Raw genomic sequence first — 17,358 nt, 5'->3', positions numbered from 1 at the left:
CGGTGGAAAAGATTCATTACGAGAAACTTCAAGAAACGCTGTATCACGAGGTTATGGATAACGGTCTGCAGGTGTATGTGCTGCCGAAGCCGGCTTTTCTCAAAACCTATGCCACCTTTGCGACCAAATACGGGTCCGTGGATAATCACTTCAAGGTTGCAGGGGGCGAAGAAACGACCGTTCCCGACGGCATAGCCCACTTTCTGGAGCACAAAATGTTCGAGGAGCCGGAAGGCGACATTTTCGCCACCTTTGCATCCAACGGGGCTTCAGCAAATGCGTTCACCAGCTTTGACCAGACGGTCTACCTCTTTTCGGCAACCGAAAATATCGAGACCAATCTCAGTACACTTGTGGATTTCGTGCAGCGGCCTTATTTCACCGATGAGAATGTGGAGAAGGAAAAGGGCATCATCGGCCAGGAAATCAATATGTATGCGGATAATCCCGACTGGCGCGTTTATTTTGGCCTGATCGAAGCCATGTATTCCAAACACCCGGTCCATATCGATATTGCCGGTACCATCGAATCGATTGCCACGATCACCAAGGAAACCTTGTATACCTGCTACAATTCCTTCTACCATCCCAGCAATATGCTGTTATTTGTAGTTGGCGGAGTCGATCCGGAGAAGGTGTTCGAGCTGATCCGCAACAACCAGAACGGCAAATCTTACGGCAAACAGGGTGAAATCCAGCGCATCTTTGAGGAAGAGCCTGTACAGGTAGCGGCAAAAGTCAAGGAGAGCAAGCTGGCGGTGTCCATGCCGAAGATGCTGTTTGGCTTCAAGGAAAAGGTGGAGGGTCTGACCGGGGAAGCTGCGGTGCGCCGCGATTTGACGACCAAGCTGATGCTGGACCTGCTGCTCGGAAGCAGTACGGCCTTGTACCAGAAATTGTATGACGAAGAGCTGATCTCGGACAGCTTCGGACATGAATTCAACAGCTCACCGCAATACGCGTTTTCGGCGATCGGCGGAGATACCAAAGATACTGATCTGCTGCTGAAGCGGATAAAGGAAGAAATCAATCTCGTGCTGGCGTCTGGTTTTGCGGAGAAGGATTTTGAACGGGCCCGCAAAAAGAAAATCGGCGGCTATCTGCGAATGCTGAATTCGCCTGAGAGCATTGCCCATGAATTCACGCGGTACCAGTTCCGCGGAGGAGACCTTTTTGAAGTGCTTCCGCTCTATGAATCGATCACACTGGAAGAAGTGAATGAACGTCTGCGCTCGCATGTCGACTGGGAGCAGCTTGCAGTGTCGCTTGTGGTGAGCCCTTAATGACGCTTTCGGGAGAGAACAGCAAGCCAATAGGGGAAATGACCGTGCTCATTACCGGAGGCAGCGGGGGAATCGGCGGTGCAATTGCCGAACGTTTTGCCTCAGTCGGGATGAACATTGTTATTCATTATATGAATTCGCATGAAGCGGCGAATGATGTGGCCCGGCGCTGTATGGCGCTTGGAGCCAAGGTAATGACGGTGGCTGCGGATATGAAGGACCGCAGCCAGCTTGTGCGTATGGCCGAAAGGCTCGCAGCGAGCGGAATGCAGCCGGATATTCTGGTCAATAACGCCGGTAAGGCGCACTACGGGATGCTGGCGGATGTGACTGAGGAAGAATGGGACGAGATTATGGCGGTCAACCTGAAAGGCACCTTCCTGTGCAGCCAGATTTTCATGCCGTATATGGTGTCCCAGCGGTACGGGCGGATTATCAATGTATCCTCGGTCTGGGGAATTTCCGGCGCCTCCTGTGAAGTCGCTTATTCCGCCAGCAAAGGCGGCGTTAATGCCTTTACTAAGGCGCTAGCGAAGGAGCTGGCCCCGTCGGGAGTCACAGTCAACGCAGTAGCCCCTGGAGCCGTACAGACGGCGATGCTCGCCAACCTGCAAGCGGATGAGATGCGCATGCTGGAGGATGAGATTCCGGCAGGACGTCTGGCTTCTCCGGAGGAGATCTCTTCGCTGGTGTATTTTCTGGCGCTTCCGGAATCCGGTTATATCACCGGGCAGATCATCAGTCCGAACGGCGGGTGGATTACCTGAAGCGGTACCCTTGGAGAAATGCTCCAGCATAAGAATATCCGGGCGGAGACATATTATAACTGTTGCTTTTAAATCTCACGTAACCCACAACATTTTGAGGAGGATTTAAGATGTCAACAGACTCCGTAGTGAAGAACTTTGATACCTGGAAAAGCTTTCTGGGCGAGCGGGTCATTCAGGCTGAAAAAATGGGGATGAGCGAGGAAACCATTTCCAAGCTGGCTTTTGAAATCGGGGAGTTTCTCGATAAAAAAGTCGATCCGGGCAACTACTCCAACCGGGCGATCAAAGAGCTGTGGGATGTCGGCACGGATGATGAGAAGCAGACTATTGCTTCCCTCATGGTGAAGCTGGCGAAGAAAAACGCATAGCTCGCGGAACAAGCTCCCCTCGCGGGAGCTTTTCTGCAATTATTACAATAGTGTCCTTGCCTTTCAAATTTATTTTATATATCATTAACATGACCCGTGTTCAGAACACTTTGCCGAAGCCGGCTTTTTTTGGTGTATGCCGCAAAGTTACGGGAAAAGGAATCTATGAGGTGTAGCAAGTGGAATATAAACAATGGTACATGGAGTATAAGATACATAAGAACAGACCTGGTCTGCTTGGTGATATCGCTTCAATGCTCGGAATGCTGGAGGTCAATATCCTGACCATTAACGGAGTAGAAGGCAAAACCCGCGGAATGCTGCTGGAAACAAGTGACGATGAAAAGATCATGCTGATGGGCGAAATGCTCAAAAAAGTTGATAATATAACGGTGACCGCCCTGCGTTCCCCGCGGCTTGTTGACAAGCTGGCCGTACGGCATGGGCGCTATATTGACCGCGACTCGGATGACCGCAAGACGTTCCGGTTCACCAGGGATGAACTGGGGCTGCTGGTTGATTTTCTCGGTGAGCTGTTTAAAAGGGAAGGAAATCAGGTTATTGGTCTTCGGGGCATGCCGCGTGTCGGCAAGACGGAGTCGATTATCGCCGGCAGTGTCTGTGCCATGAAGCGCTGGACCTTTGTCTCTTCGACGCTATTGCGCCAGACGGTACGCAGCCAGCTCGCCGAAGATGAAATGAATCCGCACAATGTATTCATTATTGACGGGATTGTCAGCACGATCCGCTCCAACGAGAAGCACTATAATCTGCTGCAGCATGTGATGAGCATGCCAAGCACGAAGGTGATTGAGCACCCGGATATTTTTGTGCGGGAATCCGAATACACCTATGATGATTTCGATATTATTATCGAGCTGCGCAATATACCAAGCGAAGAGATATTGTACGACTCGTTCACGACGAGCTACAGTGATGATCTATAAAAAATACTGCTGATAGCAGCACTACACACTTAGGAGGTGATGGTATGTCGGAACTGGGCCGGCATTTGAAGGAGGCGCGTCTGCAAAAAGGGATGAGCCTTGATGATGTCCAGGAAGTAACGAAAATCCGCAAAAAATATCTAGAAGCCATCGAAGCGGGGGATTATAAGGTGTTGCCGGGAAGCTTTTATGTCCGGGCCTTTATCAAAACCTATGCGGAGGCCGTGGATGTAAATCCCGACGAGCTGATGGAAGAGCACGGCAACGTGCCTGCCGCTCCGGTAGAGACACCGATGGAAACGGTGATACAGAAGCGCAGCCGCAGACCGGAAACGGAACGGAATGCGAAATGGCTGCCCACAGTTCTGATGTGGACCTTTCCCGTGCTTATTATCGTGGTGATTTACATGTACGCTTCTTCCAATATGAACAAACCGGAGCCAGACAAAGCCGAACCCGGCAATCTGACCACGGCTACACAGGACCCGTCGAAGGTTCAGCCTTCCCCGACTGCAGTGGGAGGTGGTGTTGCGGCTCCTTCCGCTACGGCAGGCACGGGTTCGGGCACAGCGGCTCCTGAGGCGACAACAGCTCCAACGGCTTCACCATCACCATCACCATCCTCCCAGGAGGTAACGGTCACACAGGACCGCAAATCGGGAAAAACGACGGTGTACAAGGTGTCAGCACCTGCAGGAAGCGCCGTTCAGGTGCAGATCGCAGCGAGTGGCGTGAGTTGGCTTGAAGTCTACAAAGGCGAGAATTCCAAGGGAGAGAAGCTGAGCTTCGGCAATACTGCTGCCGGCGACAACCTGAGCTTCACACTTGACAGTGAAGGGATGTATATCAAGTCCGGATACTCCCCTGCTACGGAAATTACCGTCAATGGACAAGTAATCACGGACGGCAAAACCTCATCCCGGCTTCTTCTTGAGCTGGATAACAACCCGGCTTCCGAAGACACATCCGGAGCACAGGACAGCGGTACTGAGGGAAGCCAGGACAATGCAGCCAATCAGGGGAATACAACTACTGAATAATCATCTATATAAGCTGAATGTATAGACTTTGGCTTTTAGGAGAACCTATGATTGCTTTACAGTTCTTACGCCAAAGTGAGGTGTATTCTCTCATGACCGCTAGCTGGATCGTAACAGGGCTTGGTATTATCGTCAGTCTCCTCGGATACTATCTGACACCGAGTGCCTGGGGTTATGGCATTTTGGGCTTTGGACTGGCACATATTCTGCTCGGGATTTTGGATATGTTCCGGGCCCCCTCGCGCAGCAGACAGTAGCGACATGCGGAGTCCCCCGGCTCATTGGCACCGGGGGAACGGGTTGTCTGCCTTTACACAGAACGGCTCCACTTTGGTGGGGCTGTTTTGTATGCCGGGCTTTACCTGTCAAATTAGACTTAAGAGTTCCTTTCTCATATAATAGGAAAAGAATATTTGCTGACAAAGGAAGTGGATGTATTGAGTTCGGAAAGTTCATTTGATATCGTGTCCAAAATGGACATGCAGGAGTTGACCAATGCCGTTCACCAGACGGAGAAGGAGATTGATAACCGCTTTGACTTCAAGAACAGCAAGAGCAGTCTGAAGCTGGAGAAGGATGCGCTTATCATCGCCTCAGAGGACGAATACAAGCTGAATGCCGTCATCGATATTTTACAGTCGAAGATGGTCAAGCGGGGCATTACACTCAAGAATCTGGATTTCGGCAAGGTTGAGCCGGCTTCTCTGGGCACTGTGCGCCAGCGTCTGGGTCTTAAGCAGGGAATTGATCATGAAAATGCCAAAAAAATCAACATTCTGATCCGTGATTCGAAGCTGAAGGTGAAGAGCCAAATCCAGGGGGACCAAATCCGCGTGACCGGCAAAAGCCGTGATGATCTGCAGCAGATTATCCAGATTCTGCGCAAAGCCGATTTGCCGCTGGATCTGCAGTTTAATAACTTAAAGTAAGATTTTTGTACCCCGCACTGCTTGCTGATTTCTCGCCTGCGGGGTGCTTTGTGTTTTTTTGACACCTACATAGGGCTATAATATACTTGCGTAAGCAGTTTTTTTAGAAAATAGTGGAATTACGGATTCGTATGGATCAAGGGAGGAACTTCTGTGAATTTGCCTAACCGCATTACGCTGGCACGTATTTGTCTTATCCCGATTATGATGTTTTTTTTGCTGATGAATTTCAGCTTTTATCCGGAACCGATTCATTGGGGCTCGTTCCAGCTTTCCTTTAATCATCTGATCGCAGCGGTGATCTTTTTGCTTGCGGCCAGCACCGATGGCATAGACGGTTATATCGCCCGGAAATACAACATGGTCACCAATCTGGGCAAGCTGCTCGACCCTCTTGCGGACAAGCTGCTGGTCTCGGCTGTGCTGATTTCCCTGGTGGAGCTGGGCAGATGCGACTCATGGATCGCAATCGTTATTATCAGCCGCGAGTTCGCGGTAACCGGCCTGCGCCAGGTAGCGCTGCTCGAAGGTAAAGTGGTTGCTGCCAGCAAGTGGGGCAAGATAAAGACTGTTATTCAGATTGTTGCCATTTCACTGCTGCTGCTGAATAACTTCCCGTTTCAATTCGTCAGCATTCCTGTTGATGATATTGCCATCTGGGCAGCAGCGCTGGTTACGATTTATTCTGGCATTGACTATTTCGTGAAAAATAAAGATTTGCTGGAGCTTCATAACGCTTAGCCGCAAAGCCGCCATTACACATGTATTACTCTACATCCAGGAGGAGAAAGCCAGCTATGAAAGCGGAAATTATTGCCGTTGGTACAGAACTTTTACTCGGACAGATCGTAAACAGCAATGCCCAGTTTCTATCCCTGGAGCTGGCGGCGCTTGGAATTGATGTGTTCTTTCAGACCGTCGTTGGGGATAACAGCAGCCGCCTTCAGCAGGCCATCGAAATTGCCCGCAGCCGTGCGGATGTCATTCTATTCACCGGCGGGATAGGTCCCACGGAGGATGATCTTACCAAAGATGCGCTTGCGGCTTCCCTGGGCCGCAGCCTGCATATAGATCAGCTTGCCATGGATCATGTACAACGTTTTTTTGATGAACGCAAAATTGTAATGACCGAAAATAACCGCAAGCAGGCGCTTATCATTGATGGAGCCACACCGCTTCCGAATGAAACGGGGCTTGCTGCGGGCCTTGCGTTTGCTGACGGAGGCAAATATTATATTGTTCTTCCCGGTCCACCGCGGGAGATGAAGCCTATGTTCACTGGCCAGGCCAAGCCTTGGCTGCAGCAGCATGCACTGACCGGCGAAATGCCGATTTATTCGAAGATGCTTAAGTTCGCCGGCATTGGAGAGTCGCTCCTGGAGGATAAGCTGATTGATCTGATCAGGAATCAGAGTGATCCGACCATAGCCCCTTATGCCAAGGAGGGCGAGGTAACGGTTCGCATATCCACCAAAGCCCCTTCTGAACGGGAGGCCATGCAGAAGCTGGAGGTGCTGGAGACAACCATTCAGGAGATCCTGCCGGAGCATATGTACGCCAATATCGATGTGCCGCTGGAACAGCTGATCGTCGATTGGATGGCGGATGCCGGATTGACTTTGAGTGCGGCGGAGAGCTGCACCGGCGGCCTGCTGATGGAGAGCATTACGAATATTCCGGGCAGCGCCTCGATGTTTCTCGGAGGAATCGTATGCTATTCCAATGAAATGAAGAAGAAGCTGCTGAATGTGCCGGCAGCCCTTCTGGAGGGACCGGATGCGCCGGGTGCGGTAAGCCGGGAAGTAGCCGAAGTGCTGGCGGATCAGGTCAGAATGATTGCAGACAGTGACTTCGGATTATCGGTTACCGGTGTAGCCGGTCCGGGATATTCTGAACGCAAGCCGGTTGGGCTTGTGTTCGTCGGACTGGCGGAACGGGGCCGGCCTACGCAGGTCTATGAGCTGAACCTTAAGGGTACGCGGGAGAACATCCGTCTGCGGACCGTCAAGTCGCTTCTGTACCGTCTCTGGCGCAGACTGGAGGAGCGCAAGGTGGATACACCGCTTGAGGGGTCAGCCTTGCAATAACCTTAGTACCCAGTATATAATTCAAGTATACGGAAGAACCGTGGCACTGAGATATCCTTGCTGCGGTTTTTTGTTATATTGAGAGGCATGAACCTGCAGCCCGTCCTTTGAAAGAAGGCACTGTCCGATGTCCGGTGATCGATATTCTGGGTCAGCCCCAGATCCGGAAGGAGGCTTACAATAAAAGGGAGTATTAGCCCGCAGGATAAAAAAAACGAATGTATGTTCGAAAAAAAGCTTGGCAAGACCTCCAAAACACGTTATTATAGTACTATAAACAGTGAAGGAAGTGGTCTGATTGTCAGATCGTCGTGCAGCGCTTGATATGGCGCTTCGTCAAATAGAAAAACAATTCGGTAAAGGTTCGGTTATGAAATTGGGAGAATCCAACCACATGAAGGTGGAAGTGGTACCTAGCGGATCTTTGGCACTTGATATTGCATTAGGTATTGGCGGACTTCCCAAAGGACGTATTATTGAAGTATATGGACCGGAATCTTCCGGTAAGACAACAGTTGCCTTGCATGCGATTGCAGAAGTGCAAAAGGTCGGCGGACAAGCTGCATTTATCGATGCCGAGCATGCGCTTGATCCTAAATACGCTAATGCGCTTGGAGTTAACATCGATGAGTTGCTGCTGTCCCAGCCAGACACGGGCGAGCAGGCGCTGGAAATCGCTGAAGCACTTGTCCGCAGCGGTGCTGTCGACATTATCGTAGTAGACTCTGTGGCAGCATTGGTTCCGAAGGCCGAAATCGAAGGCGATATGGGCGATTCCCATGTAGGCTTGCAGGCCCGCCTGATGTCTCAGGCTTTGCGGAAGCTGTCCGGGGCAATCAACAAGTCGAATACTATTGCGATCTTCATCAACCAGCTTCGTGAGAAGATTGGTGTAATGTTCGGTAACCCGGAAACAACTCCCGGCGGCCGGGCATTGAAATTCTACTCTTCCGTGCGTCTGGATGTGCGCCGCGTTGAGAGCATTAAGATGGGCAACGATGTGGTAGGCAACCGCACTAAGATCAAGGTTGTGAAGAACAAGGTAGCTCCTCCATTCAAGCAGGCTGATGTTGATATCATGTATGGTGAAGGGATCTCCAAGGAGGGAAGCCTCGTGGACATCGGCACTGAAATGGACATCGTCAACAAGAGCGGTGCCTGGTACTCTTATGAAGGTGAGCGTCTTGGACAAGGCCGTGAGAATTCCAAGCAGTTCCTGAAGGAACATCAGGATATTGCCCTGTTGATTGAGAATAAGATTCGTGAAGCAAGCAATCTGTCAACGATTGTGGCTGCGCCAACCGAATCTGAGATAGCAGCGGAGCAAGAGGAAGAAGAAAATTTGCTGCTTGAAATCGAATAACTTGATATTCAATCTTCTGTAACTAATACTATATAGAGTGAACTTGAAAAACGAACAAAAGGGAAAAGGGATGGAGGGGAAGTTTGGAACTGTAGGAGCGAAAGCGTCCGCCTTTGTCTGCGGATTTCCACCGCGAACAGCGGTACCAATCAAGAAATCTGCAGACAACAGCGGCCGGAAGTCCAAACATTCTCCGTAGTCCCGACGAAGTCCCTAATGTAAATATCTTAAGTTCACTCTATATAGGTAAGATATCGAGCGCCCTGTGAATGATCTGACAGGGCGCTTTTTCGTAAAATGAACCAGACTTACAATAGCAATGAGGTGACAGCCATCCATGGTAATACAATTAAATCCCGAACCCGAAGGGCAGGACGAGCAGGTGCTGGCTGATTTTCCTGCGGATGAGCAGCTGGTGATTACACGGGTGGAACGGCAGAAAAAGTCTGACCACCGCTATATTATTCATTTTGGCGCCTATCAGATGACCGTTCATGAAGATGTCATGATTAAATACCGGATGATTACGGGCAGCTCTTTTATGAAGGCTGATCTGGAAGAGATCGTTGTAGCGGATGAACGCCAGCGGGCTTATGTGGAGGGACTGCGGTATCTGGAGCGCAAGCCCCGGACGTCTCAGGAGATGGCCCGCCGTTTACGGGAGAAGGAAATAGGAGAGACTATTATTGCCGAAGTTCTGCTGCGCCTGCAGCAGGAACGTCTGCTGGATGATCCCTTGTATGCCAAGCAATGGGCAGAGCAGCGAATTACGAGCCAGCGCAAAGGCAAGCTGTGGATCCGTCAGGAGCTGCGCGAGAAGGGCATCGACAAGTCGCTGATTTCGGAGGCGCTGGAGCATATTACTCCCGAGCAGGAGCTGGAGAGCGCTTTGCAGACGGGGCGGAAGAAATGGAATCTGATCCGCGGCGATGTGAACGACAAGCGCAGAAAGACCGGTGCATTTCTTATGCGGCGGGGATTTTCCGGGGATATGGTGCGTCAGGTGCTGAACATTTTACGCGGGGAAGAAGATTTTGAAGGCGAAGAAGAGGAGATTTACTTCCCTGACTGATTGTCTTGACTTTAATGCGGTTATCGACTCTCTTGACAATGTCTTTTTATAAATAATAAAATATAACATGAATCGGCCTAAATAAGAATCCTTTTTCCTTCCCAAAAAGCAGACTCTTATGGTGCGGTTCGCGTACAACTCATATGAAATGTAATCGCCGGATAAGGCGGGCAGTGTGCATGTGCAGCATGTGCAGTATGGCAATCGGTGTATTACCGGTTTTTTGTATGGTGATGAACGGATTAGTTTAACAACTGCACAAATTCCCAAGGCTTGTTCTTGGAGGAACCAACGAGGAGGTGAACAGAATGCATCCTGCAATCTGGGTCATAATCGTTCTCGTTGTAGCTGCATTATTCTTTGGATTCGGTTATTTTATTCGTAAATCCCTTGCAGAAGCTAAGATTTCCAGTGCTGAGAAGGAAGCCGTAGTCATCGTGGAGAACGCGAAGAAAGAGGCAGAAGCGCTGAAGAAAGAAACGGTACTTGAAGCTAAGGACGAAGTCCATAGAATCCGCACCGAAGCTGAGAAAGAAACTCGTGAGCGTCGGAATGAAATCCAACGGCAAGAGAGACGTTTGCTGCAAAAGGAAGAATCGCTGGATAAAAAAATGGAATCGCTCGAACGAAAAGAAGAACAAGTAGCTAACAAAGAGAAACGAATTGACGAAACACAGCAGCAAATTGATGTTATTTACAAGAATCAAGTCACTGAACTGGAACGCATCTCCAATTTGAGCATCGATGATGCCAGAAGTATCATTCTGAGCAATGTTGAGCAGGAAGTTCGCCACGAAACCGCACAGATGATCAAGGAAATTGAGCAGCAGGCTAAGGAAGAAGCGGACAAGAAAGCCCGTGAAATCATTACCTTGGCGATCCAGCGCTGCGCTGCTGATCATGTGGCGGAAACCACCGTGTCGGTCGTAACGCTGCCTAATGAAGAGATGAAGGGCCGGATTATCGGCCGTGAAGGCCGCAACATTCGTGCACTGGAAACTCTCACAGGTATTGATCTCATCATTGATGATACGCCGGAAGCGGTTATTCTGTCAGGCTTTGATCCGATTCGCCGCGAAGTGGCCCGTACGGCACTTGAGAAGCTGGTAGCGGATGGACGTATCCATCCGGCCCGAATCGAGGAAATGGTAGAGAAGTCCCGTAAGGAAGTAGATGAACGGATTCGTGAATACGGTGAACAGGCTACCTTCGAGGTAGGCGTTCACGGATTGCATCCGGATCTGATCAAGATCCTGGGCCGTCTGAAATTCCGTACGAGCTATGGTCAAAACGTACTCAAGCACTCCATGGAGGTTGCTTATTTGACTGGACTGATGGCCGGTGAGCTTGGGGAAGACATCGTGCTTGCAAAACGCGCCGGACTGCTGCATGATATCGGCAAAGCGCTGGATCACGAAGTAGAAGGTTCGCACGTGGAAATCGGTGTCGAACTGGCGAAGAAATACAAGGAACATCCGGTGGTTATCAACAGTATCGCGTCCCATCACGGAGACTGCGAGGCTACCTCGGTTATCGCCATGCTGGTTGGAGCTGCCGATGCTTTGTCGGCCGCACGCCCTGGCGCCCGCCGCGAGACCCTGGAAACGTATATCAAGCGTCTGGAAAAGCTGGAAGAAATTTCGGAATCCTTCGAAGGCGTGGAGAAATCCTATGCGATTCAAGCGGGCCGCGAGGTTCGCGTGATGGTGCAGCCTGAGAAGATCGACGACGCCGAAGCTTTCCGTCTGGCCCGCGACATTACGAAGATGATCGAGAGTGAACTGGATTATCCGGGTCATATCAAGGTTACCGTAATCCGCGAGACACGGGCAGTAGAATACGCTAAATAACAAGGAAATCGGCCCCTCGCGGGGCCTTTTTTCTTTCAGGAGGAGAACATCATTAAAGTTCTGTTTATCGGAGACATTTGCGGGAATACCGGCAGAAAAGCGCTGCGTGAAATGCTGCCTACCCTGAAGGATAAATATCAGCCGCATATCATAATCGTTAATGGAGAGAACGCCGCTGCCGGCAGAGGGATTACCTCAGCCATTGCCAATGAGTTTTTCAATTGGGGTGTGCATGGGATTACGATGGGGAATCACACTTGGGACAACAAGGATATTTTTGAATTTATCGACGATGAGCCGCGGCTCATCCGTCCCGCTAATTTTCCTCCAGGCACGCCAGGCCGCGGCTATACAGTGATCAAAGCGAATGGCAAACAGCTCGCGCTTGTCAATCTGCAGGGACGTACGTTTTTGCCGGCTATTGATGATCCGTTTCGCATTGGGGAAGAGATTGCCCAAGAGCTCCGTCAGAAGCACAAATGCATCCTTGTTGATTTTCATGCCGAAGCTACTTCCGAAAAGATCGCCATGGGGTATTACCTGGATGGACTGGCTTCGATTGTGGTCGGCACACACACCCATGTACAGAGCAACGACGAAGTTATCCTGCCGGGAGGAACTGCATATTTGACCGATGCCGGGATGGTTGGTTCAAGAGAAGGGATTCTGGGTATGGAAAAGGATGCGGTACTGTATAAATTTACTACCCAGCTTCCGGCAAGATTTGTCGTGGATGAAGGCAAGTGGCAGCTGCATGGATTGTTCGCAGAACTTGATGAAGCTACGGGTAAGGCAACACGTGTTGAGAAGATCCGGATGCGTGAAGGCGAATGGGTAATGAGCTAGGTTGTGCTCCAAGTCAATAGGTTTTTCGAGAATAATCGCTGGTTTTGGGTAAAGTGTGATATTTATTATATCGAGAAAGAGTATCTTTTGTCCTAATTTCTCCGGAATGGTCCGCAAAAAGAAGGAATTAATTCTTCTAACGCGAATAACATCTACAGTAGTGGAAGAACACCATCATTTTCCCAGGGGAGGTACTTACTATGGATGTATTAAAAGTATCAGCTAAATCCAATCCTAATTCCGTCGCCGGCGCGTTAGCAGGTGTTCTTCGTGAACGTGGATCGGCCGAGCTGCAAGCCATTGGAGCCGGAGCACTGAACCAAGCCGTCAAAGCAGTTGCCATTGCCCGGGGATTTGTCGCACCCAGCGGCGTCGATTTGATCTGCATTCCGGCTTTTACAGACATAGTGATTGATGGAGAGGATCGGACCGCGATTAAACTGATTGTAGAACCTAGATAATAGATAGCCATAAGTAGATTTTCGAAGCAAGTTTTGTGTGGAGTCCAATCGTTGAAGTTATCCCCGCAAAACTTTTTGAGTGAACCTGTTTACTCCGGTAAGCAGGTTTTTTGCTGTGCATATAGAAATTACAGATGACAAGTTGAGAGATACGTTGTGGGAGCATAAGCTTTGTAGTAGGCCATAAGCCCAAACGAAAGCGAGGTGTATTCTGTGGTGAGGAACAGGCAACGAAGAGTGGCGGATTTTCACTGTGATGTGCTTAGCAAGCTGCAGGCTTCACCGGATATAGATTTCAGGAAAGACAGCCGGCTGGATGTGACCCTGGACCGTTTGCTGGCGGGGGGTGTCGAACTGCAGGTTTTTGCGATCTATCTGTCTACCCGGCGGGAAAAAGCGAGCTTTGAGCGCATTTTGGGGCAGATCGAGTCCTTCCGCAATCAAGTAGCCGGTTCAGGAGGCCTGCAGTGGCTGTGCTGGAAGGAGGAGGCGGCAGAGCAGATTAATACACCCACAGGCCGGGGAATGCTCTCCCTGGAAGGTGTGGACGGTCTGGAGGGCAATCTGTTCTATGCCCAGCTGTGTTTTGAATTGGGAGTGCGGTTCATGGGCGTAACCTGGAATTATGCCAACTGGGCAGCGGACGGTGTGCTGGAGCAGCGGAACGGCGGTTTTACGGAGCAGGGGCGGAAACTCATTAACTGGTGTAATGAGAGCGGAATGCTGCTGGATGTGTCGCATCTGGCGCCTGCCGGGTTCTGGGAGCTTGCGGAGCGGAGTGTGCGTCCCTTCATTGCTTCGCATTCCAATGCTGCTGCTGTGTGCGGACATCCGCGCAATCTGAGCGATGAGCAGATTCAGGCATTGATCGCGATGGACGGGCGGATCGGGGTGACTTTTGTCCCCTGGTTTGTCCGGGATGGCGGGGAGGCGAAGGCTGAGGATGTCCTGCGGCATATTGAGCATATTTGTTCGCTCGGCGGCTCCGGGCAGATCATGTTCGGATCGGATTTTGACGGCATTGATTGCTGGGTGGAGGGTCTGGAGCATCCGGGAAAATATGCAGAATTCGCCGAGCTGCTGCTGGCCCGTTATCCTGAAGATGCGGTGAAGGGCTGGCTTCACGGGAATGCCCTGTCTTTTCTCGCCAAAAATCTGCCATCCAAGACAATCCAGCCGCAGCTGTGAATACTGGTCCCGCAAGTGGCGAATTTTTGACAATCCTGTTCCAATATCGTAAAATGTCGAAAAAAGCTCCCTCTATGTGAAGAGGGGCTTTTTATTTTCAGAGAAATAGATGTATAATGTTCAGTGGCTTGTACAGATACTAGAGAAAATACAAGGAGTGACATTACAATGAGCAAGACTGTACCCGTAGGTGTGTCGGCCCGGCATATTCACCTTACGCAGGAGCATGTAGAAGCATTGTTTGGCCCAGGATATCAATTGACAGAGTTCAAACCGCTGTCCCAACCCGGACAATTTGCAGCAAATGAGCAAGTAGCCGTAATCGGCACCAAAGGAAAATTCGACAAGGTCAGAATCCTTGGACCTGTCCGTCCGGCATCGCAGCTGGAAGTATCCCGCACAGACGCATTCAGCCTCGGCGTGAAAGCCCCTGTCCGCGAATCCGGCCACATTGAAGGCACACCAGGCATTACGATCAAAGGGCCTGCCGGCGAACTTGAGCTGGAAACAGGCGTTATTGTGGCAGCACGCCATATCCACTTCCATACCTCCGAAGCTGAAGCCTGGGGCATTGCCGACAAGCAAATGCTGAAGGTACGCCTTGGCGGTGAACGTGGTCTGATACTAGAGAACGTGATTGCACGTGTATCCGACAACTTTAAGCTCGACATGCATATCGACACCGACGAAGCCAACGCTGCAGGCGCCAACAATGGCGATACTGCTGAAATTGTGGATTAGTCTTAATTTTTTATAAGATGGAAGAGAGCGGGGGAGCGATCCTCCGCTTTTTTTGCATATCAGCAGCAAAATACCTGACCCAGCATCCAAGCAAAAGTCCCGCGAAGCCGGAAAAATAGCCTTCGGATCCTCGACAGATGCCTAGCACATACCTATTTTTGCCTCAATATGATGTTGTGGAGTCCACTATTGTAAGGAGGCAAGTGACGGATGCAGAAGAAAAATCTCAGAAGGTTGAAAGGTGTATCGTCTAAACAGGCGCAGCGGCATGTACATGAATTTGAAGGCAGTACTAAATTGGCCGAAGCAGGTGCAGACCGGCATAACCACCGGTTCGCAGGTGTTACGGGGCAGGCAATCCGGGCAGGGAACAGCCATGTCCATGAAATTGATCTCAATAAAACTGATTTTTTGAACCATTTTCATAATCTGAAAAAGATTAGAACCGGACCGGCGATTCCGGTTGGAAATGGCAAGCATGTGCATTTTGTTACTGGTCTCACTACTGTAAATGATGGCCATCAGCATCAATTTAATTTTGCAACATTGATCCAAGCGCCGCTTGTTTAGGTACATGAACTGAGTTAGAACGGTTTTTAAAAAGCAGTCCCTCCCGTTCGTTGATAAGGGGACTGTTTTTTTCTGGAAATCTTTTGGACAAAACCAAAACCGGATTAAAAAGCATTATCTAATATACGAATCTGTGGTATCATTATGTGTTATGACTTACAACTGCGCTATGTGGAGACGCAGGAATAAGCTGAATATGCCCGCACATGATCTGAAAATATATGTATTTCACATTAAGGAGACAACATGACTTTTAATGATTTGAATTTAATCCCGGCAATCCTTAAGGCGTTAAGCCAAGAAAATTATACATCCCCCACCCCCATTCAGGAGGAATCCATTCCAGCGGCTTTGGCTGGCCGGGATGTCCTTGGCTGCGCACAGACCGGAACAGGTAAAACAGCAGCATTTTCTCTGCCGATTATTCAGCTGTTAAGCCAGCAGCCTTCCGTAACGGGCGGCAAACGCCGCATCCGTTCGCTTATTCTTACCCCCACAAGAGAGCTTGCCCTGCAAATCTCGGAAAATATTCAGGCCTACAGCAAATTCACCAATATCCGCTCAACAGCTATAGTCGGCGGTGTGTCACAAAAAGCTCAGGAGCGGGCATTAAGCCAGGGTGCAGACATCCTGATCGCCACACCAGGCCGGCTCATCGACCTGATTACCCAAAAGCATGCCGATTTGCAATACGTGCAGATCCTTGTGCTGGACGAAGCGGACCGTATGTTAGACATGGGTTTCATTCATGATGTAAAGCGGATCATTGCCAAAATGCCAAGCAAAAAACAAACCTTGTTCTTCTCGGCTACGATGCCGACAGAAATTTCGAATTTGATCAAAACGCTGCTGGTGAATCCGGTGAAAATCGAGATTACCCCGGTGTCCTCTACTGTGGACCGTATTGAACAATCGGTTTATCTGCTGGAAAACGGCAATAAGCAAAAGCAATTGAATCGTCTATTGCAGGACAAATCCATTGTGTCAGCATTGGTTTTTACCCGCACCAAGCGGGGGGCTGACCGGGTGACCCGCGATTTGACCCGCAATAATATTACGGCTCAAGCCATTCATGGCAACAAGTCCCAGAATGACCGGCAAAATGCGCTGCGAAACTTCAAAAGCGGAACCACCCGTGTACTCGTTGCTACGGACATTGCCGCGCGCGGGATTGATATTGATGAGCTGTCGCATGTTATTAATTTCAACCTGCCGAACATTCCGGAGACCTATGTTCACCGGATCGGCCGCACCGGCCGTGCCGGGATGAGCGGAGTTGCCATTTCCTTATGCGAAGCAGAAGAGATCCCCTACCTGAAGGATATCCAGAAGCTGATCGGGAAGACGATTCCCGAAGTAAAGGACCACGCCTATCCAATGTCCGAGAGTGCCCAGGCGCTGCTTAGAGACCGTCCGGTCAAGACACCGGCGAAACCGGCGGCAAAGGTGAAGTCCAATCCGGCGCGCAAGCCGAAGTCCGAGTGGTTCACGCAGGGCAACCGCCCGGGCAACAGCTCTGGCGGCGGCAGCAGGAACCGTTCGGGAAGCAGACCGAACGGGGAACCGGCCCAGCATGCAGCGGCCGGGACAAGACCTGGAAGTGCTCCTGCCAGTGGAGCACGATCTGGAGCCGGGGCTAGCGGCAGAGCCAACGGAGGAAACGGTAGCAGAGCTGGTGCAGGCAGCCGCCCCGGCAGCGCTAGCGGGAGACCGGGGGAGCGGATAAGCACCGGGCAGAATAGCAGACCTGGCGGCAGCGCTAGCGGGAGACCTGCTGCCAAAGCTGGCAGAACGCAGTAAACTGCGGCTCATAGATTTATAGATTACAGCTTCCCTGGGTGGG

18 protein-coding genes are annotated in these 17,358 nt (G+C 50.6%); all 18 read left to right on the top strand.

What is annotated here, in order from left to right; genetic code table 11:
* Positions 1-2: 2 nt before the first annotated feature.
* The 18 genes from yfmH (at position 3) to PRIO_RS19630 (ending at position 17,315) form a co-directional block, all read left to right on the top strand.
* The gene (yfmH, locus tag PRIO_RS19715) at positions 3-1,283 is read left to right on the top strand and encodes an EF-P 5-aminopentanol modification-associated protein YfmH (protein ID WP_046504285.1); all 1,281 of its coding nucleotides are present in this window, start codon (positions 3-5) and stop codon (positions 1,281-1,283) included.
* Positions 1,283-2,050, top strand: a complete 768-nt coding sequence (ymfI, locus tag PRIO_RS19710; protein WP_020428012.1) for an elongation factor P 5-aminopentanone reductase — start codon at positions 1,283-1,285, stop codon at positions 2,048-2,050. The genes yfmH and ymfI overlap by 1 nt, the downstream gene beginning before the upstream one ends.
* Positions 2,051-2,160: 110 nt before the next feature.
* Complete coding sequence (locus tag PRIO_RS19705) at positions 2,161-2,421, top strand: DUF3243 domain-containing protein (protein WP_020428011.1); 261 nt, start codon at positions 2,161-2,163, stop codon at positions 2,419-2,421.
* Positions 2,422-2,600: 179 nt separating this feature from the next.
* Positions 2,601-3,368 (top strand): DUF3388 domain-containing protein, encoded by a 768-nt coding sequence (locus PRIO_RS19700; protein ID WP_020428009.1) that lies wholly within the window; start codon positions 2,601-2,603, stop codon positions 3,366-3,368.
* Positions 3,369-3,412: 44 nt separating this feature from the next.
* On the top strand, positions 3,413-4,408 hold the full coding sequence (locus PRIO_RS19695) for a RodZ domain-containing protein (RefSeq protein ID WP_020428008.1): 996 nt from the start codon (positions 3,413-3,415) through the stop codon (positions 4,406-4,408).
* A 92-nt stretch (positions 4,409-4,500) separates the two neighbouring features.
* Positions 4,501-4,665 (top strand): hypothetical protein, encoded by a 165-nt coding sequence (locus tag PRIO_RS36140; RefSeq protein WP_167330793.1) that lies wholly within the window; start codon positions 4,501-4,503, stop codon positions 4,663-4,665.
* A 180-nt stretch (positions 4,666-4,845) separates the two neighbouring features.
* Positions 4,846-5,337: a YajQ family cyclic di-GMP-binding protein gene (locus tag PRIO_RS19685; protein WP_039787733.1), complete on the top strand. Its 492-nt coding sequence runs from the start codon at positions 4,846-4,848 to the stop codon at positions 5,335-5,337.
* A 153-nt stretch (positions 5,338-5,490) separates the two neighbouring features.
* Positions 5,491-6,078: a CDP-diacylglycerol--glycerol-3-phosphate 3-phosphatidyltransferase gene (gene pgsA, locus PRIO_RS19680; protein ID WP_020428005.1), complete on the top strand. Its 588-nt coding sequence runs from the start codon at positions 5,491-5,493 to the stop codon at positions 6,076-6,078.
* 56 nt (positions 6,079-6,134) lie between these two features.
* Complete coding sequence (locus PRIO_RS19675) at positions 6,135-7,424, top strand: competence/damage-inducible protein A (protein ID WP_020428004.1); 1,290 nt, start codon at positions 6,135-6,137, stop codon at positions 7,422-7,424.
* Positions 7,425-7,722: 298 nt separating this feature from the next.
* Positions 7,723-8,787 carry a recombinase RecA gene (recA, locus tag PRIO_RS19670; protein ID WP_039834594.1) on the top strand — a complete coding sequence of 355 codons (1,065 nt, stop codon included), beginning with the start codon at positions 7,723-7,725 and terminating at the stop codon, positions 8,785-8,787.
* 337 nt (positions 8,788-9,124) lie between these two features.
* The gene (locus tag PRIO_RS19665; protein WP_020428002.1) at positions 9,125-9,859 is read left to right on the top strand and encodes a regulatory protein RecX; all 735 of its coding nucleotides are present in this window, start codon (positions 9,125-9,127) and stop codon (positions 9,857-9,859) included.
* A 308-nt stretch (positions 9,860-10,167) separates the two neighbouring features.
* Positions 10,168-11,709, top strand: coding sequence for a ribonuclease Y (gene rny, locus PRIO_RS19660; RefSeq protein ID WP_020428001.1), 1,542 nt, complete (start codon positions 10,168-10,170; stop codon positions 11,707-11,709).
* A gap of 51 nt (positions 11,710-11,760) precedes the next feature.
* Positions 11,761-12,555 carry a TIGR00282 family metallophosphoesterase gene (locus tag PRIO_RS19655; protein WP_039787722.1) on the top strand — a complete coding sequence of 265 codons (795 nt, stop codon included), beginning with the start codon at positions 11,761-11,763 and terminating at the stop codon, positions 12,553-12,555.
* Positions 12,556-12,755: 200 nt separating this feature from the next.
* Positions 12,756-13,016, top strand: a complete 261-nt coding sequence (locus PRIO_RS19650; RefSeq protein WP_019910496.1) for a stage V sporulation protein S — start codon at positions 12,756-12,758, stop codon at positions 13,014-13,016.
* 216 nt (positions 13,017-13,232) lie between these two features.
* Positions 13,233-14,204: a dipeptidase gene (locus tag PRIO_RS19645; RefSeq protein WP_197545356.1), complete on the top strand. Its 972-nt coding sequence runs from the start codon at positions 13,233-13,235 to the stop codon at positions 14,202-14,204.
* 168 nt (positions 14,205-14,372) lie between these two features.
* On the top strand, positions 14,373-14,945 hold the full coding sequence (gene pduL, locus PRIO_RS19640; RefSeq protein WP_020427998.1) for a phosphate propanoyltransferase: 573 nt from the start codon (positions 14,373-14,375) through the stop codon (positions 14,943-14,945).
* A gap of 210 nt (positions 14,946-15,155) precedes the next feature.
* Positions 15,156-15,515: a YmaF family protein gene (locus PRIO_RS19635; protein WP_020427997.1), complete on the top strand. Its 360-nt coding sequence runs from the start codon at positions 15,156-15,158 to the stop codon at positions 15,513-15,515.
* Between the two features lie 246 nt (positions 15,516-15,761).
* A complete protein-coding gene (locus PRIO_RS19630) occupies positions 15,762-17,315 on the top strand; it encodes a DEAD/DEAH box helicase (RefSeq protein WP_020427996.1) in 1,554 nt (517 codons plus the stop codon).
* The last annotated feature ends 43 nt before the right edge of the window (positions 17,316-17,358 follow it).

The organism is Paenibacillus riograndensis SBR5 (assembly GCF_000981585.1).
GTDB classification, from domain to species: domain Bacteria; phylum Bacillota; class Bacilli; order Paenibacillales; family Paenibacillaceae; genus Paenibacillus_AQ; species Paenibacillus_AQ riograndensis.
This window is presented reverse-complemented; position numbering and strand designations above follow the sequence as displayed.